Annotated in this window: 19 protein-coding genes and 1 riboswitch; of the genes, 10 read left to right on the top strand and 9 right to left on the bottom strand. The window is 68.7% G+C overall.

From position 1 onward, the window contains the following. Positions 1–242 precede the first annotated feature (242 nt). The 3 genes from OK17_RS06200 to OK17_RS06190 all read left to right on the top strand — a co-directional run bounded on the left by OK17_RS06200 (position 243) and on the right by OK17_RS06190 (position 3,509). On the top strand, positions 243–1,646 hold the full coding sequence (locus OK17_RS06200; RefSeq protein WP_232718103.1) for an NAD(P)H-quinone dehydrogenase: 1,404 nt from the start codon (positions 243–245) through the stop codon (positions 1,644–1,646). Positions 1,647–1,746: 100 nt separating this feature from the next. Beyond that, positions 1,747–3,075 (top strand): hypothetical protein, encoded by a 1,329-nt coding sequence (locus OK17_RS06195; RefSeq protein WP_461416957.1) that lies wholly within the window; start codon positions 1,747–1,749, stop codon positions 3,073–3,075. Further along, positions 3,069–3,509, top strand: coding sequence for a hypothetical protein (locus OK17_RS06190; RefSeq protein WP_232718764.1), 441 nt, complete (start codon positions 3,069–3,071; stop codon positions 3,507–3,509). Before OK17_RS06195 ends, OK17_RS06190 begins: the two co-directional genes overlap by 7 nt. Before the next feature lie 19 nt (positions 3,510–3,528). Here the strand turns inward: OK17_RS06190 and glpK are convergent, their stop codons facing one another. Beyond that, entirely contained in the window at positions 3,529–5,016 is a 1,488-nt protein-coding gene (glpK, locus tag OK17_RS06185) for a glycerol kinase GlpK (RefSeq protein ID WP_461417005.1), read from the bottom strand. Positions 5,017–5,091: 75 nt separating this feature from the next. On the opposite strand from glpK, the gene glpD reads away from it, so the two are divergent. Next, a complete protein-coding gene (gene glpD / locus OK17_RS06180) occupies positions 5,092–6,834 on the top strand; it encodes a glycerol-3-phosphate dehydrogenase (RefSeq protein ID WP_232718763.1) in 1,743 nt (580 codons plus the stop codon). A gap of 116 nt (positions 6,835–6,950) precedes the next feature. Further along, positions 6,951–7,373, top strand: coding sequence for a pyridoxamine 5'-phosphate oxidase family protein (locus OK17_RS06175; RefSeq protein WP_232718762.1), 423 nt, complete (start codon positions 6,951–6,953; stop codon positions 7,371–7,373). Positions 7,374–7,457: 84 nt separating this feature from the next. Here OK17_RS06175 and OK17_RS06170 read toward each other — a convergent pair whose 3' ends face one another. Both OK17_RS06170 and OK17_RS06165 read right to left on the bottom strand, forming a co-directional pair. Continuing rightward, positions 7,458–8,249 (bottom strand): DNA-formamidopyrimidine glycosylase family protein, encoded by a 792-nt coding sequence (locus OK17_RS06170; RefSeq protein WP_461416956.1) that lies wholly within the window; start codon positions 8,247–8,249, stop codon positions 7,458–7,460. Beyond that, on the bottom strand, positions 8,242–12,876 hold the full coding sequence (locus tag OK17_RS06165) for an ATP-dependent helicase (RefSeq protein ID WP_461416955.1): 4,635 nt from the start codon (positions 12,874–12,876) through the stop codon (positions 8,242–8,244). Before OK17_RS06165 ends, OK17_RS06170 begins: the two co-directional genes overlap by 8 nt. A gap of 10 nt (positions 12,877–12,886) precedes the next feature. Further along, positions 12,887–13,065, top strand: a riboswitch (cobalamin riboswitch). A gap of 36 nt (positions 13,066–13,101) precedes the next feature. Between OK17_RS06165 and OK17_RS06160 the strand changes: the two genes are divergently transcribed. The 4 genes from OK17_RS06160 (at position 13,102) to OK17_RS06145 (ending at position 16,047) form a co-directional block, all read left to right on the top strand. Beyond that, positions 13,102–13,335, top strand: a complete 234-nt coding sequence (locus OK17_RS06160; protein ID WP_232718756.1) for a CbtB domain-containing protein — start codon at positions 13,102–13,104, stop codon at positions 13,333–13,335. Positions 13,336–13,369: 34 nt separating this feature from the next. Next, entirely contained in the window at positions 13,370–14,197 is an 828-nt protein-coding gene (locus OK17_RS06155; protein ID WP_232718754.1) for a CbtA family protein, read from the top strand. A 12-nt stretch (positions 14,198–14,209) separates the two neighbouring features. After that, positions 14,210–14,707, top strand: coding sequence for a histidine phosphatase family protein (locus tag OK17_RS06150; protein WP_232718752.1), 498 nt, complete (start codon positions 14,210–14,212; stop codon positions 14,705–14,707). A 113-nt stretch (positions 14,708–14,820) separates the two neighbouring features. Beyond that, complete coding sequence (locus tag OK17_RS06145; RefSeq protein WP_039880074.1) at positions 14,821–16,047, top strand: acyl-CoA dehydrogenase family protein; 1,227 nt, start codon at positions 14,821–14,823, stop codon at positions 16,045–16,047. A 72-nt stretch (positions 16,048–16,119) separates the two neighbouring features. Here the strand turns inward: OK17_RS06145 and OK17_RS06140 are convergent, their stop codons facing one another. The 6 genes from OK17_RS06140 to OK17_RS06115 all read right to left on the bottom strand — a co-directional run bounded on the left by OK17_RS06140 (position 16,120) and on the right by OK17_RS06115 (position 24,196). Then, the gene (locus OK17_RS06140; RefSeq protein ID WP_461416954.1) at positions 16,120–16,545 is read right to left on the bottom strand and encodes a DUF7144 family membrane protein; all 426 of its coding nucleotides are present in this window, start codon (positions 16,543–16,545) and stop codon (positions 16,120–16,122) included. 186 nt (positions 16,546–16,731) lie between these two features. Further along, positions 16,732–19,515: a molybdopterin-dependent oxidoreductase gene (locus OK17_RS06135; protein WP_461416953.1), complete on the bottom strand. Its 2,784-nt coding sequence runs from the start codon at positions 19,513–19,515 to the stop codon at positions 16,732–16,734. Positions 19,516–19,519: 4 nt separating this feature from the next. Next, the gene (locus OK17_RS06130; RefSeq protein ID WP_461416952.1) at positions 19,520–20,332 is read right to left on the bottom strand and encodes an FAD binding domain-containing protein; all 813 of its coding nucleotides are present in this window, start codon (positions 20,330–20,332) and stop codon (positions 19,520–19,522) included. Further along, on the bottom strand, positions 20,332–21,687 hold the full coding sequence (locus OK17_RS06125; RefSeq protein WP_461416951.1) for an 8-oxoguanine deaminase: 1,356 nt from the start codon (positions 21,685–21,687) through the stop codon (positions 20,332–20,334). The genes OK17_RS06130 and OK17_RS06125 overlap by 1 nt, the downstream gene beginning before the upstream one ends. A gap of 87 nt (positions 21,688–21,774) precedes the next feature. Beyond that, positions 21,775–23,277, bottom strand: coding sequence for an MFS transporter (locus tag OK17_RS06120; protein ID WP_006865901.1), 1,503 nt, complete (start codon positions 23,275–23,277; stop codon positions 21,775–21,777). A 118-nt stretch (positions 23,278–23,395) separates the two neighbouring features. After that, the gene (locus tag OK17_RS06115) at positions 23,396–24,196 is read right to left on the bottom strand and encodes an SGNH/GDSL hydrolase family protein (protein WP_461416950.1); all 801 of its coding nucleotides are present in this window, start codon (positions 24,194–24,196) and stop codon (positions 23,396–23,398) included. Positions 24,197–24,619: 423 nt separating this feature from the next. Here OK17_RS06115 and OK17_RS06110 point away from each other — a divergent pair. Further along, a partial coding sequence (locus tag OK17_RS06110) for a biotin carboxylase N-terminal domain-containing protein (RefSeq protein WP_461416949.1) occupies positions 24,620–25,286 on the top strand: 667 nt, incomplete at its 3' end.

The following is a 25,286-nucleotide window of genomic DNA, read 5'->3' as shown; positions in this document are numbered from 1 at the left end:
AGTGTTGCGGAACGATCGGGACTAGGTTGGTACATGGCGCGACACCTGTGACGGTCCGCCGCACCAGAGCTACGCACCACCCCGCGGGGCTCGACCCAGTCGGATCTGCCGTCGGACACCACTGAAGTCGGACGCCCGTCGGTCCGGCGCCAGCCAGTTCGCCCATTCGACAACACCACATCGGGCGCGCGGTGCCCCACGAGGGCAGCCGCGGCGAGACCGGTGAAGGACAGGAGTGCACAGTGACCAGGATCGTCATCATCGGCGGTGGCCCAGCGGGTTATGAGGCGGCGCTCGCCGCGGCCGCGTACGGAGCCGACATCACGGTGATCGATTCGGATGGCATCGGTGGCGCCTGCGTGCTGTGGGACTGCGTGCCCTCGAAGACCTTCATCGCCTCCACCGGCATCCGCACCGAGGTCCGCCGCGCCATCGACCTCGGCATCAACATCAAGGCCGACGACACCCTGATCACGCTCCCGCAGATCCATCAGCGTGTGCGCGACCTCGCCTTCGCCCAGTCCGCCGACATCAAGTCGCGACTCGTCAGCGAGGGCGTCAATCTGGTCACCGGCACCGCCGTGCTCGACGAGACACAGGTCGGTGTCTCGACGCACAGCGTCCTGGCGACCCTTGCCGACGGCAGCACCCAGCGCTTCGACGGCGACGTCGTCCTGATCGCCACCGGTGCGTCGCCGCGCATCCTGCCCGACGCCCAGCCCGACGGCGAGCGCATCCTCACCTGGCGTCAGCTCTACGACCTCGAGGAGCTGCCCGAGCATCTCGTCGTCATCGGTTCGGGTGTCACCGGCGCCGAGTTCGTCCACGCCTACACCGAACTCGGTGTGAAGGTGACGCTGGTATCGAGCCGCGACCGCGTGCTCCCGCACGAGGACGAGGACGCCGCCCTGGTGCTCGAGGACGCCCTCGCCGAACGCGGAGTCGAACTCGTCAAGCACGCCCGCGCCGACAAGGTCGTCCGCGACGGTGACACCGTCACCGCCCATCTCGCCGACGGGTCCACCGTCACCGGCAGCCATGTGCTGATGACCGTCGGCTCGATCCCCAACACCGCGAACCTCGAACTCGACCGGGCCGGTGTCGAGGTCGACAAGAGCGGCTACATCCAGGTGGACCGGGTGTCGCGAACCTCGGTACCCGGCATCTACGCCGCCGGCGACTGCACCGGCCTGCTGCCGCTGGCTTCGGTGGCCGCCATGCAGGGCCGCATCGCGGTGTACCACGCACTGGGCGAGGGCGTCAGCCCCATCAAGCTGAAAACCGTTGCGTCGGCGATTTTCACGCGTCCCGAGATCGCCACCGTCGGGGTGTCGCAGAAGGCCATCGACGCCGGCGAGTACCCTGCACGCACCGTGATGCTGCCGCTGGCGACCAACCCGCGCGCCAAGATGAGCGGTCTGCGACGCGGTTTCGTGAAGATCTTCTGCCGCCCCGCCACCGGTGTGGTGATCGGTGGCGTAGCGGTGGCCCCGAACGCCTCCGAGCTCATCCTCCCGCTGGCCCTCGCGGTGCAGAACAAACTGACGGTCGGCGATCTCGCACAGACGTTCTCGGTGTACCCGTCGCTGTCCGGGTCCATCACCGAGGCGGCGCGTCAGCTCGTCCGTCACGACGATCTGGACTGACAACCGGCGAGTCCCCTCGATCGCGGTAGGGTCGTCGAGAATCCGCCCGGGACCGGGCGCACGGCGACGTGGGGGGAGATGTCGTGACAGGGCTGTTGTCGTGACAGGGCCGTTCGCCCAGAACAACCGGGGCGTCTCGAACGCGCCGTCCTTCGGCGGTGGAAAAACCGACTGGGCCGGCATGGGCATCGACGAGATCGTCGACACCCTCCGCACGATGGAACCCGGCCAGGCGGCCGGTGACGTCGAGACGATCCTGAAGGCGATCGACGCGGTGCGCCGCGCGTCGCAGCGGATGGCGGCGATGTTCGACGACGACCTGCGCGGCCGTGCCTCCGACACCGCTCTCGAGGCGGGGAAGTCGTTGTCCGACGCCATGCAGCGGAGCCTGGAGACGGCGACCGTCGTCGGCGAGGCACTGAGCAGCGCGGTCGGGATCGTCGGTGCGACACGGGGTCAGGAAGGACGGCTGCGCGAACTGCAGCAGCACCTCCGCGACAATCCCGAGGACGCACCGATGGTGCGGTTCGAGGCGGACCGCACCATGTCGAGTACGTACTCGTCGCCGATGCAACGGGTCCAGCACTCGCTCCCCGAGCCCACCGGCCCGGATGATCTGGTTCGCGGCTCCGGCGGCGTGTCCGCCGCCGGAGGTGGGTCGGGTTCGGGTTCCGAGGCACCCCGGGGTCAGGCCGCGAACACCGTCGACGCCGGGGACTTCGGCCGATCCGGTGGTGGCGCGGTCCCGGTTGCGACCAACGGTGCGGCTCCGGGCCCGGCGGGCGGCGGACCCGCCCCGGCCACCCCGGTACCGTTGTCGGCTTCCTCGTCGGGCTCGTCCGGCCGTGGCGGCGCCGACGACGACCCCGACGGTCTTCTCCGCGGCGGCCTGGGGAGCCCGGGCAGCGCCCCGCACGGTCTCGCCGGCTCCGGCCGAGCCGGTTCCGGGAGCGAAACCCGTTCCGAGGGAGCGGGTTCCGGCCCGGGAATCGGCGGAGGGGCGATCCCGGTCGTCGGGCCGCTCCCACTGTCGCCGTCGTCGCCGGGGGTTGCGACGCCCGCGGCATCGACGCCGCCCGCCGCGAGCACCGCGTCACCGCGTGCCGGGATCACCCCACCGGTGGGCCCGGCCGGCGCGCCGCCGATGGGCCGCCGGCCCGGGGCCGAGAACGACGACCAGCACAAGGCTGCGCCCTATCTGCACAACCGGGAGCACGGCGCGGAGATCGTCGGCGATCTGCCGCTCGTCGGGCCGCCGGTCATCGGCGACTGGATTCCCAGAGGGGCTTCGGCCCCGTCCGAGACCCCTGCCTTCCGGCCCGCGCCGGGGGAGGCGCTCACCCTGCCGGATCGTTCGCCGGACACCTTCGACGCGGGTACCGGCGGCGGCGACACATCGTTGCCGGACACGCGGGGTCGAACATGTTGAGCCGGGTCGACCGGCTGCCCGGGGGTGTCGCCCGGCTCGCCTCTGCCGTACCGGACGAGGACATCACCCGGTGTCTGCACCTCCTCGTCGCGACGGTGATGGACGTGACGGGTGCGTCGACGCCCGAGGTCCGCGACGTGATCCGGCAGTGGCGCCAGCAGGGCAGCGCCGACCCGGCGGGCGTGGGTGCGTTGAGAGTCGTTGCCGCGCAACATGACTTCGACTCGTTCGCGCATCAGCGCCGCGGCGACGTCGGCGCCCAGCTCGACTGCTTCCGGCGTGCCCGGGCCCTCGACTGCGTCCTCGCGGCCATGTCGGTGACGACGACGGCCGAGGCACCGCGAACGGCCCTACGAGAGGCGGCCTACGAGGCTGCCGCGGCCCTCGGCGGCAGCGCGGGCGTCGTCGGTGTCCTCGCCGACTTCGTCGCCTGAGTCACGCCGAAAGCATGGGTCACGCCAGGCCGAAGCTGTGGTCGACGGCGCGGTTCCACTCGGCGTACAGGCGGTCCCGTTCCTCTTCGGCCATCGTGGGCTTCCACCGCTTGTCCTCGGCCCAGTTGGCGCGGATCTCGTCCTCGCTCTCCCAGTACCCCACGGCCAGGCCGGCGGCGTAGGCCGCACCCAGCGCGGTGGTCTCGTTGACCACGGGACGCACCACGGGGACGTCGAGGATGTCGGCCTGGAACTGCATCAGCAGCTCGTTGACCACCATCCCGCCGTCGACCTTGAGTGTGGACAGTTCCATGCCGGCGTCGGCCTGCATCGCCTCGATTACCTCGCGGGTCTGGAAGGCGCTGGCCTCCAATGCCGCCCGGGCCAGGTGGCCCTTGTTGACGAAACGGGTCAGGCCGACGATCACGCCGCGGGCATCCGAGCGCCAGCGCGGTGCGAACAGACCGGAGAACGCCGGGACGAAGTACGCGCCGCCGTTGTCGTCGACCTCCGCGGCGAGCTTCTCGACATCCGACGCCACCGGGAAGAGGCCGAGATTGTCGCGCAGCCACTGGATGAGCGACCCGGTCACGGCGATCGATCCCTCGAGCGCGTACCGCGTCTGCTGGTCACCGATGCGATAGCAGACCGTCGTCAGCAGGCCGTGCTCGCTGAACACCGGCTCGGTGCCGGTGTTGAGCAACAGGAAGTTCCCGGTCCCGTAGGTGTTCTTGGCCTCGCCGGGGTTCAGGCAGGCCTGACCGAAGGTGGCGGCCTGCTGATCGCCGAGGATGCCGGTCAGCGGGACGTCGGGCAGTGGGCCGTTCCCGCGCAGCGATCCGAATTCGCCGGACGAGCTGCGGATCTCGGGCAGCATGGACATCGGGATGCCCATCGCCTCGCAGATCTCCTCATCCCAGCTCAACGTCCGCAGATCCATGAGCATGGTGCGTGAGGCGTTGGTGACGTCGGTGACGTGCTGCCCGCCGTCGACACCACCGGTCATGTTCCATGCGATCCAGGAATCCATTGTGCCGAAGCACAATTCACCGGCCTCGGCGCGTTCGCGCAGACCGTCGACGTGGTCGAGCAGCCAGCGGACCTTCGGGCCGGCGAAGTAGGTGGACAACGGCAGACCGGTGCGTTCGCGGAAGCGGTCGACGCCGACGTCACCGGCGAGTTCTTCGCACACGTCGCTGGTGCGGGTGTCCTGCCAGACGATCGCGTTGTGGACCGGCTTCCCGGACTCGCGGTCCCAGATCACCGTCGTCTCGCGCTGATTGGTGATGCCGCAGGCGACGATGTCCTTGGCGGTCAGCTCGGCCGAGGCCAGCGCGGCGGCACCCACGCGGCGGGTGTTGCGCCAGATCTCGGCGGCGTCGTGTTCGACCCAGCCTGCCCGCGGGAAGATCTGTTCGTGTTCGAGTTGTTCGACGCCGACGACGCGCCCCTTGTGGTCGAAGATCATCGCCCGGGTGGAGGTGGTGCCCTGGTCGATCGCCGCCACGTATTTGCCTGAACTGCCCACGCCGTCAGTGTCGCACGCTGTGGTGCGGCCCGAGATCAATTAGGCTCGGCGAACATGAACACCGAGTTCAACCCGGACCGGCCGGCGGACATGGGCCCGCTCTACCGAGCCGAAGCGTGGCGACGTCTCGGTGAGGAACAGTTCGACGTCGTCGTGATCGGCGGCGGGGTGGTCGGCGTGGGTGCCGCACTCGACGCCGCCACGCGCGGTCTGCGGGTGGCGCTGGTCGAGGCCCGCGACATCGCCTCGGGGACGTCGAGCCGGTCGTCGAAGATGTTCCACGGCGGCCTGCGCTACCTGGAGCAACTCGAATTCGGGCTGGTGCGTGAGGCACTCAAGGAGCGCGAGCTCTCGCTGCGACTGCTGGCCCCGCACCTGGTGAAACCCCTGCCGTTTCTCTATCCGCTGACGCAGCGGGTCTGGGAGCGCCCGTACGTCGCGGCGGGAATCTTCCTCTACGACCGCATGGGCGGCGCGAAATCGGTGCCCGGGCAGAAGCATGTGACCCGCTCGGGTGCCCTGCGCGTGGCCCCCGCGCTCAAACGCAGCTCGCTCATCGGCGGAATCCGGTACTACGACACGGTTGTCGACGACGCGCGGCACAGCCTCACGGTGGCCCGCACCGCGGCCAACTACGGCGCGGTCATCCGCACCTCGACGCAGGTGACCGGTTTCCTCCGCGAATCCGACCGTGTCCTCGGGGTCCGCGTGCGCGACACCGAGAACGGCGACGTCACCGAGGTGCGCGCCCACTGCGTCATCAACGCCGCCGGAGTGTGGACCGACGAGGTGCAGGCATTGTCCAAGCAGCGCGGACACTTCAAGGTGCGCGCGTCGAAGGGCGTGCACATCGTGGTCCCGCGCGACCGGATCGTCAGCGAGACCGCGATCATCCTGCGCACGGCCAACTCGGTGCTGTTCGTCATCCCGTGGGAGACGCACTGGATCATCGGCACCACCGACACCGACTGGAACCTCGACCTCGCGCATCCGGCCGCCACCCGGGCCGACATCGACTACATCCTCGAACGCGTCAACGAGGTGCTGGTCACCAAACTGAACCACGACGACATCGAAGGCGTCTACGCCGGCCTGCGACCGCTGCTGGCGGGTGAGGACGACGAGACGTCGAAGCTCTCGCGCGAGCACGCCGTGGCCACCGTGGCGCCGGGTCTGGTGTCGATCGCGGGCGGCAAGTACACCACCTACCGGGTCATGGCCGCCGACGCCGTCGACGCGTGCAACGACTTCATCCCCACCCGGGTGGCGCCGTCGATCACCGAGCGGGTGCCGCTGCTCGGTGCGGACGGCTACTTCGCGCTGATCAACCAGTGCGAGCATCTCGGGCAGCGATACGGCTTGCACCCGTATCGGATTCGGCGACTCCTCAACCGCTACGGCTCGCTCATCGACGACGTGCTCTACTACGCCCAGGAAGACAGGTCGCTGCTCGCGCCGCTGGCTGCTGCGCCGCAGTACCTGCGCGTCGAAGTGGTCTACGCCGCGATCGACGAGGCCGCACTGCATCTCGAAGACGTCCTGGCCCGGCGGACCCGCATCGCGATCGAGTACTCACACCGCGGCGTCGACTGCGCCGACGAGGTTGCGGACCTGCTCGCACCGATCCTGGACTGGACCACCGAACAACGCGACTTCGAGGTCGCGACCTACATCGCCCGGGTCGAGGCCGAGGTTGCCTCGCAGCAACAGCCCGACGACGACTCCGCCGACGCACTGCGCGCCGCCGCCCCCGAGGCGCGGTCGGAGATCCTGGAACCGGTGCCCGTCCCCGAGTGAGATCGTCGGACCCACCGGTTCGGTGACATTGTGTCCCGGACAGGTGGGTCGTTGGTCTCTGTTCGATCCCACTGTCCCGCGGCAGGATCGAGAGTGGGGGAGAGAAGGGACTGGTCATGACAGAGACTCCGGTTCAGGTCCTCGGCCCGCACGAGGCGTGGGAACTGCTCGGCTCCGCCGAGTTGGGTCGTATCGCGTTGAGCGTCAACGGTTCACCCGATATCTTCCCCGTCAACTATCATGCCGCGGACGGCAAGATCACCCTGCGCACCGGCGAGGGGACGAAGCTCTCCGAACTCGTCGTGAACGACCGGGCGGCGTTCGAGACCGACGCCCACACCGACACCGGTGGCTGGAGCGTCGTCGCCAAGGGAACGGCCCGCATCCTGACGTCGTTCGGCGACATCGAGGCGGCCGACAAGCTGCCCCTGCGTCCGTGGATCGCGACGGTGAAATACAACTACGTGGAGATCGCCGTCGACGAGATCACCGCGCGCCGCTTCGAGTTCGGTCCCGAACCCGAGCGCTATCCCGTCTGACGCCGCTTCGCAAACCCACCCTTTTTCGGCAAACCCAGCACCCGGGCAGGTGCTGGGTTTGCCGAGGAAGGGTGGGTTTGCGTGTCAGGTCTGGCAGCGCGGGCACCAGTAGATGGATCGATCTCCGCCGGTCGACGGGATCTCGCCGCGTCTGATGATCGTCGCGCACCGGCGGCACAGTTGTCCCTTGCGGCCGTACACCCACATTCGTCCGTTGGGTGACGTCTGGCCGGTGGTCGTCCGGGCCGAGCGCATCCGGTTGGCCCACAACAGGCGTCGGCTGAGGTCGACCATCGGACCGAGATCCACCTCGCCGACCGGGCGTGTAGGGAGAACGCCACGGAGATAACAGATCTCGCTGCGGAAGACGTTGCCGACGCCGGCCATCAGCCGTTGGTCGAGGAGTGCCGCGCCGATGGTCTGCTCCGGGTCGGCGGCGAGGCGTCGGATCGCCTCCTCGCGGTCGAAGTCGTCGGCCAGCAGGTCCGGGCCCATGTAGGCGAGGGCAGCGTCCGGGTCGGCGAGCAGTTCGAGCGTGCCGAGGTCGAAGCCGACCGCCTCGGTGTCGTCGGTGCGGAGGACGGCGCGCGCCTGATAGGCGGGGCGGCGCCACTTCTGGCCCCGGCGATGGACGTGCCAGACACCTTCCATCTTGAGATGCGAATGGATGCTGAGCGCGTCGCCCGCACCGGGCTCACTCTCGCCGACGTCGATGAGCAGATGCTTGCCCCGCGACCGGACGGAGACGACGGTCCGTCCCGACAGGTCCGACGTCGCCAGCGACGGTATACGGAACTGCGTCGAGGTGAGGGTGTGTCCCGCCAACCCTTGACGCAGCCGGGCGGCCGCGGCGAAGACGGTGTCGCCCTCAGGCATGGGTCCCGTACCGGAGTCGGATGCCGCGCGGCGTCGTGGCGAAACCGGCCTCGACGAGAACCTTGCCGAAATCGGTGGCGCGCACCGGCTCCGAGTCGATCTGGTCGATCGTCAGCCGGGAGATCCGGCCGGCGCGTACCAGGGCCACCAGCGCACCGGCGGCGGATTCCAGCGACGGGATCGAGTCGGTGAATGTCAGCAGCGTCTTGCCGCCCCGCTCGACGAAGCACACGAGGTCGCCGTCGACGAGCACCACCAGGGCACCCGGCTTACGGCCCGGGCGGTGTCCGGCGTCGGCGTCGCGGGATCGTGGCCACTCCAACGCCGCACCGTACGGGTTGGCCGGGTCGGTGGCGGCGAGGATGGTCGCCTCGCGCGGTGGCTTGCGGTCGGGGAGAGCGTGACGCCGCAACTCGTCGACGGTGGCCGGGGAGGCGAACTGTGCGCCGCCGAGACCGTCGACGTAGTAGCCGCGGCGGACCTGGCCGTTGTCCTCGAAGACGGTGAGTGCCTTGTAGACCCGGGCGAAACCGCCGGTCACCTCCTCGGCGACGACGCTGCCCCGCGTGATCACGCCGTACCGCGTGAGCAGTTGGTCGCACAGGGCCTGCGTGGCGATGGTCGAGTCGATCTCGGACCGGTCCAGCGCGAACCAGCGTCCGCTCGCGGTCGGCGACACCGGCGGTCCGGATGCGTGCTCGGTCAGGTATCGCGCGGAGAGGCGGCCGGCGCGGAGCCGGGGTGCCCGACCCCGGGCGCGGTGCGCGGGCGCCGACCGTGGCGTCGTCGGGTTGCGCCGCGGATGCAGCAGTGCACGGACGGGCGCGAACGTGTCGTTGCTGACCTGTCCCGCCCAGACCAGGTCCCAGAGCGCCGACTCGATGTCCGCGGCCGGCGTCGTGGTGCCGGTGCTGATGTCCCCGGCGATCTGCGGGAACCTCAGTGCGCCACCGGGTTGCAGCGCGGTGGTGATCGCGTCGTGCACGGTCGTGGTGTCGATCGTGTCGGCCTCGGCGATGGTGAAGGCGGCCACGTCGGCCGGGTGCAGGGCCACCCAGCCGTCGGCGTTGCCGATGCGGCCGTGCCCCGACCACACGACCTCGCCACTGCTCAGCAGTTCGTCGAGCATGGACGGGGCGTAATCGGAGACACGCGCGGGCAGGATCAACGACTCCCAGGCCGACGCCGGCAGCGGGTACCCGGCCAACTGGTCGATGACGGTCGCGACGCCGTCGATCCCGCGCAGCTGGGTGCCGGGCGAACCGTGCTGCCATTCCACGAGGAAGCGGGTGAGCACCTCGGTGCCGACCGGCGCGACCTCGGCCCGGCTCGCCGCGAGCGACCCGCGCCGGATCTGACCGAGGACGTCGGTGTGACACCACTGGGTGGTCGGTGACGCGCCCTGAGCCGGATCGGCGGTGCCGGTCTCGGGCAGGAAATCGCCTTCGACGACGCGCCGTTCCGTGGCCAGGCGGGCCAGGGTGTCGCGGACGACCGCGGTGGCGATCCCAAGGGACGCCGCCGCGTCGGTGACGGTGAACGGCCCGTGGGTGCGGGCGTAGCGCCCGATGAGATCGCCCACCGGGTCAGGTACCGGCTCGAGGTAGGCGGCCGGGATGCCCATCGGCGCCGGGACCCCGAGGGCGTCGCGCAGCCGTGCGGTGTCGTCGATAGATGCCCACAGCGCGCGCCGGTTGTGGTTGATCGAGATGATCTGTCCGCTGCGGTGCAGGTCGGCCAGCACATCGGCCACTGCTGCTTCTCCCCGGTATCGTTCCCCCACCTCTTCGGTGGTCAGGGGTCCGAGCCAGCGGAGCAGGTCGACCACGTCCTCGGCGTCACGCGCCTGCCGCTCGGGGGACAGACGTTGCAGGCGGGCGATGACCTCGGCGATGACCCCGGGGTCGAGCAGTTCGCGGAGATCCACCCGGCCGAGCAGTTGTGCGAGGAGGCTGGTGTCGAGGGACAGTGCAGCCGCCCGGCGTTCGGCGAGTGGAGCGTCGTCGGCGTACATGAAGGCGCCGACGTAGCCGAACAGCAGCGACGCCGCGAACGGCGACGGACTCGGGGTCTCGGTCTCCACGACGCGAATGCGGCGTGACCGGATGCGGCCGAGCAGATCGAGCAGTGCCGGGAGGTCGTACACGTCCTGCAGGCACTCGCGAACCGCCTCGAGCACGATCGGGAAGTCCGGGAACTTCGATGCGACGGAGAGCAATTGGGCGCTGCGCTGGCGCTGCTGCCAGAGCGGCGCGCGCCGGCCGGGATCGCGCCGCGGCAGAAGCAGTGCGCGAGCGGCACATTCGCGGAACCGTGACGCGAACATCGACGAGTCGGCGAGGCCGTCGGTGACGAGCTGCTCGACCTCGTCGGGATCGAGGAGGAATACGTCGGCACCCGGGGGAGCGTCGTCGGTGTCGGGGAGACGCAGGATGATCCCGTCGTCGGACGCGGTGGTGGCGCCCTCGATGCCCAGCGTCGCGAGGAGTCGCTGGGAGATGGCGCTCGCCCACGGCGCGTGGACGCGCAGGCCGTAAGGCGAGTGCAGGATGACGCGCCAGTCGCCGAGTTCGTCGCGGAACCGTTCGACGACGAGCGTCCGGTCGGTGGGGAGGTGACCGGTCGCCTCGCGCTGCTCGGCGATGAGGGTGGCGAGGTTGGTGCGGGCGTTCTCGGTGAGTCCCAACCGTTCGGCATGGGTGTCGAGCTTGCCGGGATCGGCGATGGCCCCGGTGAACGCACCGATCGCCGCACCCAGTTCGGCGGGCCGCCCGATGGCGTCGCCGATCCAGAACGGCAGCCGGCCGGGTTGCCCGAAAGCCGGCGACACCAGGACGCGGTCGTGGGTGATGTCCTCGATGCGCCAGCTGGTCGCGCCGAGGGCGAACACGTCGCCGACCCGCGACTCGTAGACCATCTCCTCGTCGAGTTCGCCTACGCGCGTTGACTTCTCGCCGACCATGAAGACGCCGAAGAGCCCGCGGTCGGGGATCGAGCCGCCGGAGGTCACGGCGAGTCGTTGGGCGCCTCGGCGTCCCGTGATCACGCCCGCGTCGCGGTCCCAGTTGACCCGCGGCCGCAGTTCGGCGAACTCGTCGGAGGGGAAGCGCCCGGCGATGAGGTCGAGGGTCGCGTCGAAGACCCCGCGCCCGAGATCGCGGTAGGGCGCCGCGCGGCGCACGACCTCGTACCAGTGGTCGACCTCGAGATCGTCGACGGCGGCGGCTGCGATGGTCTGCTGCGCGAGGATGTCGAGGGGGTTCTGGGGAACCTTGATCTCCTCGATCGCGCCGTCGAGCATGCGGCCGACGGTGACCGTGCAGTGCAGCAGGTCGGTGCGGTGTTTGGGGTAGAGGATGCCCTGGCTGATCTCGCCGACCTGGTGGCCGGCGCGACCGATGCGCTGCAGGCCGCTGGCCACCGACGGCGGGGCCTCGACCTGGATCACCAGATCGACTGCTCCCATGTCGATGCCGAGTTCGAGCGAGCTGGTCGCCACGACGCAGGACAGGCGACCGGCCTTGAGGTCGTCCTCGATCTGCGCGCGCTGCTCCTTGCTCACCGAGCCGTGGTGCGCCCGCGCGAGGACGGCCTCGGCACCGGAACTCGCGCCGCTGCCCATCACGAAGGCGGGAGCCCCACCCGCGACCGTCGGGTTGGCGGTGGCCTCGGTCGTGACGCCCTGCCGCTCCGCGTGGATCTCGTTGAGCCGAGCGGTCAGTTTCTCGGCGAGGCGCCGGGAGTTCGCGAACACGATGGTCGCCCGGTTGGCCTCGATCTGGTCGACGATCGACGCCTCCACGTACGGCCACAGCGACCCGGCCGTGGGGGAGAAGGCGTCGTCGAGCTCGGCGGAGTCCGCACCCTCGGGGCCGGGTGCCGGCGGGATGTTCGCCATGTCCTCGACCGGCACGTCGACGCGGAGATCGAAGGTCTTGTCGGCCTTGGGCTTGACCACCTGGCAGGGCGCCGACCCGGAGAGGAACCCGGCGACCACCTCGGGCGGCCGGACGGTCGCCGACAGTCCGATCCGCTGCGCGGGCTTGTCGAGCAGCTCGTCGAGGCGTTCGAGGGTGAGTGCGAGGTGTGTGCCGCGTTTGGTCGCGGCGACCGCGTGGACCTCGTCGACGATGATCGCCTCCACGTCGGTGAGGCTCTCCCGTGCCGCGGAGGTCAGCATGAGGTACAGCGACTCCGGCGTGGTGATCAGGATGTCGGGCGGGGTCTTCACCAGCGCGCGGCGGTCGGCGGCCGAGGTGTCGCCGGAGCGGACGCCGACCGTGATGTTCGGTTCGGGGAGGTTGAGTTCCTGCGCCGCGCGCGTGATCCCGGTGAGCGGTGCGCGCAGGTTGCGCTCGACGTCGACGGCGAGGGCCTTGAGCGGCGAGATGTAGACGACCTTGGTGCCCGGACGGCGCTCACCGGGGTCGGCGGCGAGTCGGTCGAGCGCCCACAGGAATGCCGCGAGGGTCTTGCCGGAGCCGGTCGGGGCGATGACGAGGGTGTTCGCTCCGTCGGCGATCGAGGTCCAGGCGCCCTTCTGGGCTGCGGTCGGCTTGGTGAACGCTCCCGTGAACCATCGCCGGGTGGGGGCGGTGAATCGATCGAGAACAGAGGGGCGGGGCATCTATCCACTATGTCTCACATGTGTGACAGGTCGGGGTATACAGTCGACACACGCCTGTACGGGGAATCCGGTGAGAATCCGGAACGGTCGCGCCACTGTGAACGCCGACTCGGGGACGCGGTCGAGGGATTCGACGGTGCCCCAGAGAAGACGTGAGTCAGGATGCCGTGCCGGCGGTATCTGATCCACAACTCTCCGACGCGAGATCGGCGAAAGGACAATCCCATGACGGGTCCCCGTACGTCCGAAGCAGTCAAACCCTCTCCGCGCGCCCTGGCGGTACCGAATCTCTCGGTCGCGAGCGCAGCGCTCTGGCTGAGCCTCACGGTCCTCCTGGCCGGGCTCGCCTACTACTTCCTCGGCTACGACCAGGGGGTCGTGTCGGTGTTCGGCGAGAACACCTATGTGCACGAGTTCGTGCACGACTCCCGCCACTTCCTCGGCTTTCCCTGCCACTGAGTCGGCCTGACCGAAGAGGTAGGGACAAGTTCACATGGAGAAGAAATTCATCGGCGCAGGTCTGCTCTCGGGCCTGATCGCCGGAATCATCTCGTTCGTCTTCGCGCGGTTCTATCTCGAACCCGTGGTGTCGAAGGCCGTCGACTACGAGGGCGAGCGCTCGGAAGCCGAAGAGGCGCTGGCTCACGCAGCCGGCGGTCATTCACACGGCGAGGGTGGTGAGGTCTTCACCCGCGCGATGCAGGAGAACCTCGGCGCCGGAGTCGGCAACCTGGTGTTCGCCCTGTGCATGGGGGCGTTCTTCGCAGTTGCCTTCACCGTGCTGTGGAGCCACCTGGGCAATCGGTATCCGGCCGTCGACGCCCGGGCGGTCGCCGGGGCCCTCGGGGCGATCGGTTTCGTCGCCGTCTTCGGTGTGCCGTTCTTCGCCTACCCGGCCAACCCGCCCGCGGTCGGGGACGACGACACGATCGGGGAACGGACGGGTGCATTCCTGACCGTCACCATCGTGTCGGTCGTGCTGATGATCGTGGCCGTCGTTCTCGCGCTGTGGCTGCGGCCGCGGATCGGCGGACTGGTGTCGGCCGTGGTGGGCGGCGCCGCGTACGTGATCGCGGTCGGCATCACCATCGCGCTGTTGCCGACGTTCAGCGAGGTGCCGGAGCCGGTGCGCAACGACGCCGGCCAGATCGTGTTCCCCGGCTTCCCCGCGGACGTCGTCGCCGACTTCCGCGTGTACACGATCACCAACCAGGTCATCCTCTGGACGGTGCTGACGGTGACCTTCGCGCTGGTCCTCGGCGCGATGGCGCGGTCGGAGAGCCCGGCCACCTCCCGGACGGTCGACGCCGCCCAGAGCTGAGCGCCTTGATTCATGCAGATCATCACCGCCGGGCGCACCGGTCCCAACCGATCGGTGCGCTTCGGCGGTGAAGCGCCCCTCGACGACCGCGGTCGCCGCGACATCGAAGCGTTGGCGGCGTCGGTCGTCGGGGCCCTGACCTTCTGTGGGCCGGAACCCGCGACACTCGAGAGCGTCCGGCTCCTGGGCGGTCGCCCCGAGATCGACGAGGAACTCCGCACGCTCGACGTCGGAACCTGGGCGGGATCGGCGCCCGAGGAGATCGATCCTCGCGAGCTGGCGGTCTTCTTCACCGACCCGGCGGCCCGGCCCCACGGCGGCGAGAGCGTCGAGGAGTTCGTGATGCGGGTGCACGACCGGCGCAACACCCTGAACGCCGACGTGGCGACGGTCGTCGTGGCGATGCCTGTTGCACAGGCACTTCTGTGTGACGACGCCGCGGGGTACTTCCGGGTCGAGGTCCGGCCGGCGACCTCCTACTTCTGGCCGGCCCCTGAGAATTCGCCCTGAAGAAACAGATCCGCGGGGACGTACCTAGACATCGCGAGTGACTCCTGACACAGTTGAGTCGGCAAAACTGAAACGTGTTCGCCCCCGGCGGGCACTGTCTGGGGAGAGTGACGATGTTCGAGTGGTCCGAAGAAGATCTGATGGTGCGGGACGCGTTGCGCGCGTTCATCGACAAGGAGATCCGACCACATCTCGACGAGCTCGAGTCCGGCGTGCTGCCTCCGTACGACATCACCCGCAAGCTGCTCTCGACCTTCGGGGTCGACGCGATGGCCAAGGACGCGCTCGAGAAGGAACTCGAGGCAGAGGCCAACGGGGAGAAGAAGAAATCGTCCGGCGACGGCGGCGGTATGAGCGGCTCGATGTTCATGATGGTCAACATCGAACTGGCAGGTGTGTGTCTGGGACTCGTCGCCTCGCTCGGTGTGAGCATGGGCCTGACCGCCTCGACGATCCGCGGCAAGGGCACGCTCGCACAGAAGAAGCGCTGGCTGCCCGAGCTGGTCACCATGGAGAAGGTCGGCGCCTGGGCGATCACCGAACCCGACTCGGGGTCCGACGCCCTCGGCGGCATGAAGACCACCGTTCGCCGCGACGGTGACGACTACATCCTCAACGGCCAGAAGACGTTCATCACCAACGGTCCGTACGCCGACACCATCGTCGTGTTCGCGAAGCTCGACGACGGCAGCGGCACCCCCATGCGTGACCGCAAGGTGCTGTCTTTCGTCCTCGACAAGGGCATGCCGGGCCTCACACAGGGCAAGCCGTTCAAGAAGATGGGCATGATGAGCTCGCCCACCGGTGAGCTGTTCTTCGACAACGTCCGGGTCGGCAAGGACCGTCTGCTCGGCGAGACCGAGGACACCGGTCAGGATTCGCGCGGTTCCGAAGGTGCCAAGGCCGGTTTCACCGCCGAACGCGTCGGAATCGCCGCGCTCTCGCTCGGCATCATCAACGAGGCCCAGCGCCTGTCGATCGACTACGCCAAGACGCGCAAGCTGTGGGGCCAGGAGATCGCCCAGTTCCAGCTCATCCAGCTCAAGCTCGCCGAGATGGAGATCGCCCGCATCAATGTGCAGAACATGCTCTTCAGTGCGATCGAGCGGGGCAAGGCGGGCAAGCCGCTGAGCCTCTCGGAGGCGTCGGCGATGAAGCTCTACTCGTCGAAGGCCGCCACCGACGTCGCGATGGAAGCCGTCCAGCTGTTCGGCGGCAACGGTTACATGGCCGAGTACCGGGTCGAGCAGCTCGCCCGAGATGCCAAGTCGCTCATGATCTATGCCGGCAGCAACGAGATCCAGGTGACCCACGTCGCCAAGGGACTCCTGCGCGGCTGACCTACGCGTTTCATCGCTCGAAACCGCGCTCAGAGCGGTTTCGAGCGATGAACTGGTTAGCGCCGGTCGGCGTCAGTACTCCGCTCTGGGATTCCAGGTCGAGACGGCCCAGATGACGACCACGTCGAGTGCGATGACCAGAATCGACCACCACGGGTAATAGGGCAGCCACAGGAAGTTCGCGATGATGGACAGGCCGGCGATCACGATGGCGGTGAACCGGGCCCAACCCGCCCCGCCGACGAGGCCGGCACCGACGATGATGGCGATGGCTCCGAGCACGATGTGAATCCAGCCCCACGTCGTGAAATCGAACTTGTAGACGTATTCGACGCCGCGGATGAACACCTCGTCTTCGGCGACCGCGGCGATCCCCTGGGCGAGCTGGACGACTCCGACGACGATCAGGATGATCGCGGCGCCGATGGACGTCCCCGCGGCGACTCCCTGCTTGGTAGACAGGGTTCCGCGCTCTTCTCCGGGTGCAATGTGTGTCATGACGCCCTCCTCTGGACTGTGGACAGTGAGGAGTGTGCGACTCGGCGAGAGGAATTCGCAGGGTTTCCGGAGAACTGTTCGATATCTGGTCCCGAAAAGAACTCTCAAATGAAATGAGTTGGGCGCCAACTCGTGAGGGAACGAGACTCGGGTTTACCAATCATTTTTAGGGTGTTTGTCACACCATTACGTCGGTTCTTTCTCGACGGCTTCGGGATGCGTGAGACGCCAGATCCGGTCTCTCGACATGGGCGTCTCGTACGGGCGGACATCGAGGGCCCGACGGATGGCGTTGGCCAGTGCGGGCGCCACCGGGTTGAAGGGTGACTCCGACATCGACTTCGCGCCGAAAGGTCCAAGTTGGTCGGCGGTTTCGGCGAAGTACACCTCGGTGAACGGGATGTCCGCCATCTGGGGGACACGATAGGTGCGGAACACCTTGGTCACAGGTGATCCGTTCTCGAGCATGATCTCCTCGAAGAGGGCGGCGCCGATACCCTGTGCGACACCGCCTTCGACCTGGCCGCGACACTGCTCGGGGTTCATCACGGTGCCGGCGTCGGAGGCGTGGACCGACTGCAGGATCGCGACGGTACCGGTCTCGGTGTCGACCGCCACCCGGAAAGCCTGCACATCGAATGCGATGGAACGCATCTCGCCCCGTTCCTCACCGATGGCGACGGCGCGCGGACCGTCCGGGTACCGCACGCGGTGGCGCTCGTCGACCACGTCGATCAGCTCGCGGAATCCGATCAGCCGATCGCCGGCCACCGCACCGTCCGGACGCAGTTCGACGCGTTCGGCATCGACGCCGGTGAGTCGGCGCGCGGCGTCGACGAGCGTGTCGCGCAGCGCGAGGGAGGCGCCGTACACAGCTTTTCCGGCGACGGTGGTACCCGCAGAGGCGAACGCCCCGGTGTCGTGTGGGACGGCGTCGGTGTCCCCGTGCCACAACGAGACCCGGCCCGGATCGGTCGACAGCGCCGAGGCGACGATCTGCGTGTGCACCGTCGTCGTACCGTTGCCGAACTCGCAGGTACCGACGCCGACGTGGTAGATGCCCGCGGAGTCGACGGCGACCGTGACATCGGCGAAGTGACCGCGCGGGGCCATCGTGGCGATCGCGGAGATCGCCATCCCCTCACCGACCCGCCATCGCGGGGCGGGCGGGACGACGGCGCCGTTGCCGCGGCGCAGAGCGGATTCGGCGAGGTCGAGGCACTGGTCGAGACCGTAACTGCCGTTTACCAGGTCGACCTCGGGGTCGGGACGCGCGATGAGGAGCGGATCGCCGTCGGAGACGGCATTGCGTCGTCGGAGTTCGAAGGGGTCGATGCCGAGTCGGACCGCGAGTTCGTCCATCGCCGATTCGACCGCGAAGATCACCTGGCCCAGGCCGTACCCGCGGAAGGCGCCCGACGGCGGGTTGTTGGTGTAGACGGCCTCGGCGTCGATCCGCTTGACCGGGCAGTTGTACACCGAGACCGATTCGGCGCACGCATGGAACATGACGCCGATCGCGTGGTTGCCGTATGCGCCCGTGTCGGAGAGCATGTCCACGCGAAGGGCGGTGAGCCGGCCGTCGTCGTCGGCGCCGAGATCCACGGTCACGCGCATGGGGTGGCGGTAGGTCGTCCGCGTCATCTCGTCGGTGCGGGTCATCTCGTACACGCAGGGTCGGCCGGTACGCAGGGTGGCGACCGCGGCGAGATCCTCGGTCAGCATCTCCTGTTTGCCGCCGAATCCGCCGCCGACGCGGCCGCTGAACACCCGGACCTTCTCGGGCGGGAGGTCGAGGAGTCGCGCGAGTTCGTCGCGCACCAGGAACGGGACCTGTGTGCTCGTGCGGACCACCAGACGACCGGTGGCATCGGTCCAGGCGATCGAACCGTGGGTCTCCAACTGGGCGTGGCTGACCCGCCCGGTGCGCCAGGTTCCGTGCACGGTCGTCGACGACGCGGCGAGCGCTTCCTCGACGTCGCCGCCGAACCCTTCGTGGAAGGTGGCGACGATGTTCTGATCGGCCGCCACGACACGGTCTTCCGGGGTGCGGTCGGGATGGAGAACCGGGGCCCCGGGGGAGCGTGCCTCCTCGGGGTCGAAGACCGCGGGAAGCTCCTCGTAGTCGACGCGGATCAGCGCCGCGGCCTGTTCGGCGATCCCGGGGGTCGCCGCGACGACGGCTGCGACGCGTTGCCCGACGAAACGCACGATGGGATCGAAGACCAGTGTGTCGTCCGGATCTTCGAGGCGGTTCTGGTGGCGCCCCGTGGAAAACCTTGGCGTCGAGACATTTTCGTGGGTCAGGATCGCCTCGACGCCGGGGAGGGCGGACGCGTCGCTGGTGTCGATGGAGAGAATGCGTGCATGCGCGTGCGGCGAACCGAGTACGTGGATGTGCAGTGCACCCTCGACGGGGACGTCGAAGGTGTATGCCTCGGTGCCGGTCACGACGCGCCGGGCCGCCGGCGGGCACACCGAGGTGCCGACCCCTGCGCTGCTCTCGCCGTTCGTGCTCCCGCCCGGGTGCGGCCCATCGGACGCCACGGCGTTTCCGATCGCGTCCCTGATAGAGCGATACCCGGTGCAGCGGCAGATGTTTCCCTTCATCCGACGCGGCAGGTCGGGGAGGTCGTCCGGGGTGAGGGTCGAGGCGGTGACGATCATGCCTGCGGTGCAGAACCCGCACTGGAAGCCGAAGTTGTCCACGAAGGACTGCTGTACCGGGTGCAGGTCGTCGGGGGTGCCGAGGCCGGCGACCGTGGTCACCGACTTCCCCGCGATGCGCTGTGCGGGGAAGATGCATGAGTGCACGGGCTGTCCGTCGACGAGGACCGAACACGCACCGCAATCGCCTGCGTCGCAACCCTTCTTCACCTCGAAGTGGGCATGCTGGCGCAGGAGCATCCGAAGGCATTGCCCCGCAGACGGTTCGGCCTCGATCTTCTCGCCGTTGACCTCGAACTCCATCGTCCTACCCCGTCCCGTCGAGCTCGACGCGGATCTCCTCGGCGAGAACCGCCGACACCCCGCGGCGCCAGTCTGCCGATCCCAGCGGATCGGTGTAGTAACCGGGGGCGGTGACGATGTCGTGACGCAACCGGTCCGCGGTCGGCGGGCTCGGATACCGCAGCACCGTGGGCCACTCCGTGGCAGCCGTGATCCCGTACACCGTGGTGCCGTCGGGATCGATGCGGCCGGTCACGACCGCACCCGAGCGGCCGAGGTCGGCCAGCGCGATCTTGCGGAACCCGGTGACGGCGGCGAGCGCGTGCGCGGGGAAGTCGACCGCGCGCAGGACCTCACCCGGGCCGAGGACGTTGATGCCGTTGCCGATCACGAGATCGGCGACCGGGATGTCGCGATCGGCGCCCTCGGGATGCCAGATGTGTGCCGTCGCGTCGAGCGCGACGCCGAGGGAGACCATCGACGCCGCCGCGAAGGACCGACAGATGTTGCCGCCGACCGTGGCCATGTTCCAGACCTTGAACGACGCGAGAAGGGCGTTCGCGCACTGGGCGAACAGTGGATGGGCGCGGAAACCCGGGCGCGGTGGCAGTGCGACCAGTTCGGCGATGGTGCAGGTGGCGCCGATGCGGAGGCCGCCGTCGGGCAGGTCTTCGACCGATTGCCAACCCATTTCGCTGAGGTCGACGAGACCGGTGGTGGCCGGCTGGGGTTCGGAGAAGACCCATGTGCCGCCGGCGACCAGTTGTTCGCCGGGTGCCGGGAACACCTCGTCGCGAGAACGCGCGAATCGGTACTGGGTGACGGCGGTGAGATCCATCAGCGTGCCTTGTCGAGCAGGCGGCGGTGCTGCGTCGCTACGGCGGTGGTCATCTGTTCGGTGTCGATGGTGAGCACGTCACCGTCGGCGACCACCTGTCGGCCCTGTACCCACGACGCCTTGATCGGTGGGATCGCTCCCAGGACCAGCGCGGCCACCGGATCGTCGATGTCGCAGTGAGCGACGGTGGACAGATCCCACAGTACGAGGTCGGCGAGCTTCCCGGGTTCGATCGATCCGATCTCGTCCTCCCGGCCCAGCACCCGCGCACCCCCGCGGGTCGCGAGTTCGAGAGCGGTGCGCGTGGTCAGCGCAGTCGGGCCGCCGCGCGCGCGGGCCATGAGGACGGCCTGATGCGCCTCCTCGAGCAGTCGTGCGGACTCGTTCGACGCCGCCCCGTCGACCCCCAGTCCGACCGGCACCCCGGCGTCGACGAGATCCCGGGTGCGACAGATCCCGTTGCCCAGACGGGCATTCGAGGTGGGGCAGTGGGCGACGCCGGTCGAGGTGGCGGCCAGGCGAGCGATCGCCGCGTCGTCGAACTCCACCCCGTGCGCGAACCACACGTCCGGGCCGACCCACCCGACCGACTCCATGTACTCCAGCGGCGTCGAACCGAAATGTTCCGCGCAGTAGGTGTTCTCGTCGACGGACTCGGCGAGGTGCGTGTGCATGCGGACGCCGAGTTCGCGGGCGAGGATCGCTGATTCGCGAAGTAGGTCGGTGGTGACGGAGAAAGGCGAACACGGCGCGAGCGCGATCCGCAGCATCGAGTCGCGGGACGGATCGTGCCACCGCGCAACGGCATCGGCACTGGCGGCGAGGATCTCGTCGATCGTCTGGACCACGGTGTCCGGTGGCAGTCCGCCGTCCTTCTCCGACAGGTCCATCGATCCGCGGGTGGGATGGAAACGCAGCCCGATCTCGCCGGCGGCGGCGATCTCGGCCCCGAGTAGATCGCCACCCTCGCGCGGGAACACATAGTGGTGGTCGGTGGTCGTCGTACATCCCGACAGCGCGAGTTGGGTCAGCCCGCCCAGGGCGGCGGCATGCAGGGCCTCTTCGTCGATCCCGGCCCAGATCGGGTAGAGCGTGGTGAGCCACTGGAACAGCGTGTGATCGGCCGCCAGGCCCCGCGTGATCCACTGGTAGAGGTGATGATGCGTGTTCACCAATCCCGGCGTGAGGACGCATCCGCAGCCGTCGACACGGACGGCATCGCCGGCGTCGATCGGCTCGGTGGACACCGCGACGATCGTCGAACCCTCGATGAGCACCGACGCGCGGGGCAGCTCCCGACGCTGCGCGTCGACGGTGAGGACGGAGGCGTTCTCGATGAGCGTCGCTGAGGGCACGGCGTCACGCTACGTGGATCGGACGGTCCGCGCATCTCGATGTGCCGGTCGTTGCAGACGGGTGGCCGCGATCGGCGAGGTCCGGTGTCACACCTGGGTTTCGGTGAGTCCGCGCCGCGCCGGGATGGCCAGTGCGACCACCGTGGCGACCACACAGGTGGCCAGCGCGATACCGGCGGCCCACAGGTAGCCGTCGCTCGCCGGAACCGCGATCGTCGAACCACCGGGGCCGGCGACGGCGATCATCGACCACGTCAGGAGCATGCCGACGACCGCGGATGCGGTGGAGGTGCCGATGATCCGCATCAGGGCGTTGACACCGTTCGACTCGCCGGTCTGCTCGACGCTCACCGACTGCATGATGAGTGCGGGCATCGCGGAGTAGGCGATGCCCAGGCCGGCGCCGATGCAGCAGGCGATGACCAGCATGTGGATCCAGGTGAGCGACCAGGGGCCGGTCAGACCCACGATGAAGACGATGTACCCGACGCCGATGATGACGCCACCGAGCGCGAGGGAGATCCGCGCGCCGAAGATGGCGTTGATCCGTCCGCTGATGTGCGAGAACACGAACATCACCAGACCGCTCGGCGCGAGGATCAGGCTCGCATGGACCATGTCGTAGCCGAAACCGTTGGGACTGTTGGTCGGCGCCATGAGCAACTGGATCGGGATGAGCTGCATCGCGTAGAAGGCGAAGCCGGTGGCGATCGAGGCCAGGTTGGTGAGGAGCAGAGGGCGCTCTCCGAGGATTCGGAGATCGATCAGCGGGTTGTCTCGACGGAGTTCGACGAATCCCCAGACGGCGAGCAGCACCACGAACCCGGCGAAGCAACCGAGGGTGAGCGGGTTGCCCCAGCCCCACACCGCGCCCTTCGACAGCGGCAGCAGGAGGCAGATCAGCACGCCGGTCAGCCCGATCGCGCCGAGGAAGTCGAAGCGCCCGCCCGATGAGGGCGTGGTCGACGGGACGGTGAGAGCGACGCCCACCGCCGCAAGGGTCGACGCCGCCGCACAGGACCAGAACAGGGCGTGCCAGCTGACGTGCTGCGCGATCGCCGCGGCGAACGGCAGACCGAGGGCGCCGCCGATGCCGAGGGAGGCGCTCATCGTGCCGACGGCCGAGCCGAGGTAGCGCGCCGGGACGATGTCGCGCATGACACTGATCCCCAGGGCCACGATGCCGAACCCGAGGCCCTGGAGTCCGCGCCCGAGGATGAAGACCGGGAGCGAGGTCGCGAGCGCACAGGCGACGGAGCCGAGTGCGACGAAGCCGAGGCTGCCCAGGATGGCGAGCCGTTTGCCGTACATGTCGCCGATCCGGCCGCCGATCGGGGTGGCGACGGCGCCCACCAGCAGGGTGATGGTGATGGCCCAGGTGGTGTTGGACGCGTCGGCCTTCAGCAGGGTCGGCAGCTGCGGGATGAGCGGGACGATGATCGTCTGCATCAGGGCGACGACGATGCCGGCCAGGCAGAGCACCGCGACCGCCGCACGGGGATGCGTGTGCTCGTCGCCCGCCGCCGCGGAGGTGTCGGGGTGCGGCTTCTCCTCGCCCTGCGATCCGTTCGTCTCGGTCCTGCTCGTCACTCGTTCATCCGGCCCGTCGTACTCATGTGTGGTTCACACCTCCGAACGGCCAGAGTATCCCGGCGTCCTCGGGAGAGAACGTTTGCGTCCCTTCCCGGGACCTTCGGGCGGAGCGGTTTCAGCGGGCGAGCAGATCCGCGCCGGACACCAATTCGGGCCAGCGGGGCGTCACGCCGTCACCGGAGGAGATGCCGCGCACCCGCCGCATGATCCACGGCCCGAGGAAGGTGCGCGCCCACTCGGCGTTCTGTCGACGCTGTTCGCGACGGGTCAGCTCGGCGGCGGCCTCGAGTTCGACGGGGGTGATGTCGTGCTCCACACTGAGCAGATCGAGGACCTCGGCGGCCATGCGGGTGTGGCCCAGCGGAGACATGTGCAGGCGGTCGGTGTCCCACATGCGGTAATCGTCGTAACCCTTGAGTCGCCAGTAATCGAAGACGACGACGCCGTGCCGTTCGGCGACCTCGCGGAGCAGTTCGTTGTAGATGGCGATGCGGCCGCGCAGCTTGCGGAACACGGGTGCCCAGCCGGTGTCGTAGGCGGTGAAGACCACGACCGTGGCGCCCGTGGCGACCAGCTTGCCCAAGGCCTCGTCGTAGCGGGCGAGCAGCGCGTCGAGATCGATCGACGGGCGCATGATGTCGTTGCCGCCGGCGTAGAGGCTGACGAGGTCGGGGTTCATCGCGATCGCCTTGTCGAGTTGCTCGTCGATCACGGCGTCGAGCAGGCGGCCGCGGATCGCGAGGTTCGCGTAGGAGAAGTCCTCGTTCCGTGCGGCGAGCTGTTCGGCGACCCGATCGGCCCAGCCACGCAGACCGTTGGGCCGGGTCGGGTCCGTGTCACCGACGCCTTCGGTGAACGAATCCCCGAGCGCGACGAAGCGTGTGAAGCCCACGGCGTTGACCTCCCGGTCTGTCATGACTGATCCGGGGTCGACGCTAGTTGTGGGCGACCCGCCGGGCCAAAGCCTGCGGCGTGGGTCACTGCCGCGCGGGACGGGCAGGCCGACCCGTATTGCGGAAATCGGACCGATTAATTCGCAATCCGGATTCCGGTACGAGCGAATTTCGACAGAGCGATCGGTCGGTATTCGACCGTATTTCGCGCTGGTGATCTCTCACCTTGCCCACCTGCGGTGAGAGCGTTACACAACGCCCGCGCAATCTGTTCCGGTTACCTTGTCCGGCAGTCTGTTTCGGTGCGAGTCGGGGAGGTCGTGGGGGGTGCTCGGGGTGGGTTGCGGCGTGAGTAGGATCACGTGATGTACTTCATTGGTCCGTCAAGTGAACGGGCCGGCGACAATTCGACGAAAATGCCGCTGCGGGAGAAAAGGGAACACCCGATGTTCGACAAGGTTCTGGTTGCCAACCGAGGTGAGATCGCGATCCGTGCGTTCCGCGCCGCCTACGAGTTGGGGGCGCGCACGGTCGCGGTGTACCCGTACGAGGATCGCAACTCGGTGCATCGCCTGAAGGCCGACGAGTCGTATCAGATCGGTCTGCCGGGCCACCCCGTGCGCGCATACCTGTCGGTCGAGGAAGTGGTGTCTGCAGCGGTGCGTTGCGGCGCCGACGCGATCTACCCCGGCTACGGCTTCCTGTCGGAGAACCAGGGCCTCGCCGCCGCCTGTGCCGAGGCCGGGATCACCTTCGTCGGGCCGAGCGCGGACATCCTGGAGATGACCGGCAACAAGGCCACCGCGGTGGCCGCGGCCAAGGCCGCGGGAATTCCCGTGCTGGCGAGTTCGGAGCCGTCGTCGGATCTCGACGAACTGCTCGCCGCGGCCGAGGACATGCACTTCCCGGTATTCGTCAAGGCCGTCGCCGGCGGTGGCGGACGCGGTATGCGTCGCGTCGACGACCGTGCCGACCTGGCCGAGTCGATCGCCGCCGCATCGCGTGAGGCGGAGTCGGCGTTCGGCGACGCGACGGTGTTCCTCGAGCAGGCCGTGGTCAACCCGCGCCACATCGAGGTACAGATCCTCGCCGACACCCACGGCAACGTCATCC

It is taken from the genome of Gordonia sp. GN26, from assembly GCF_054823965.1.
The sequence above is the reverse complement of the archived record's forward strand: the minus strand, read 5'-3'. Positions and strand labels throughout refer to the sequence as shown.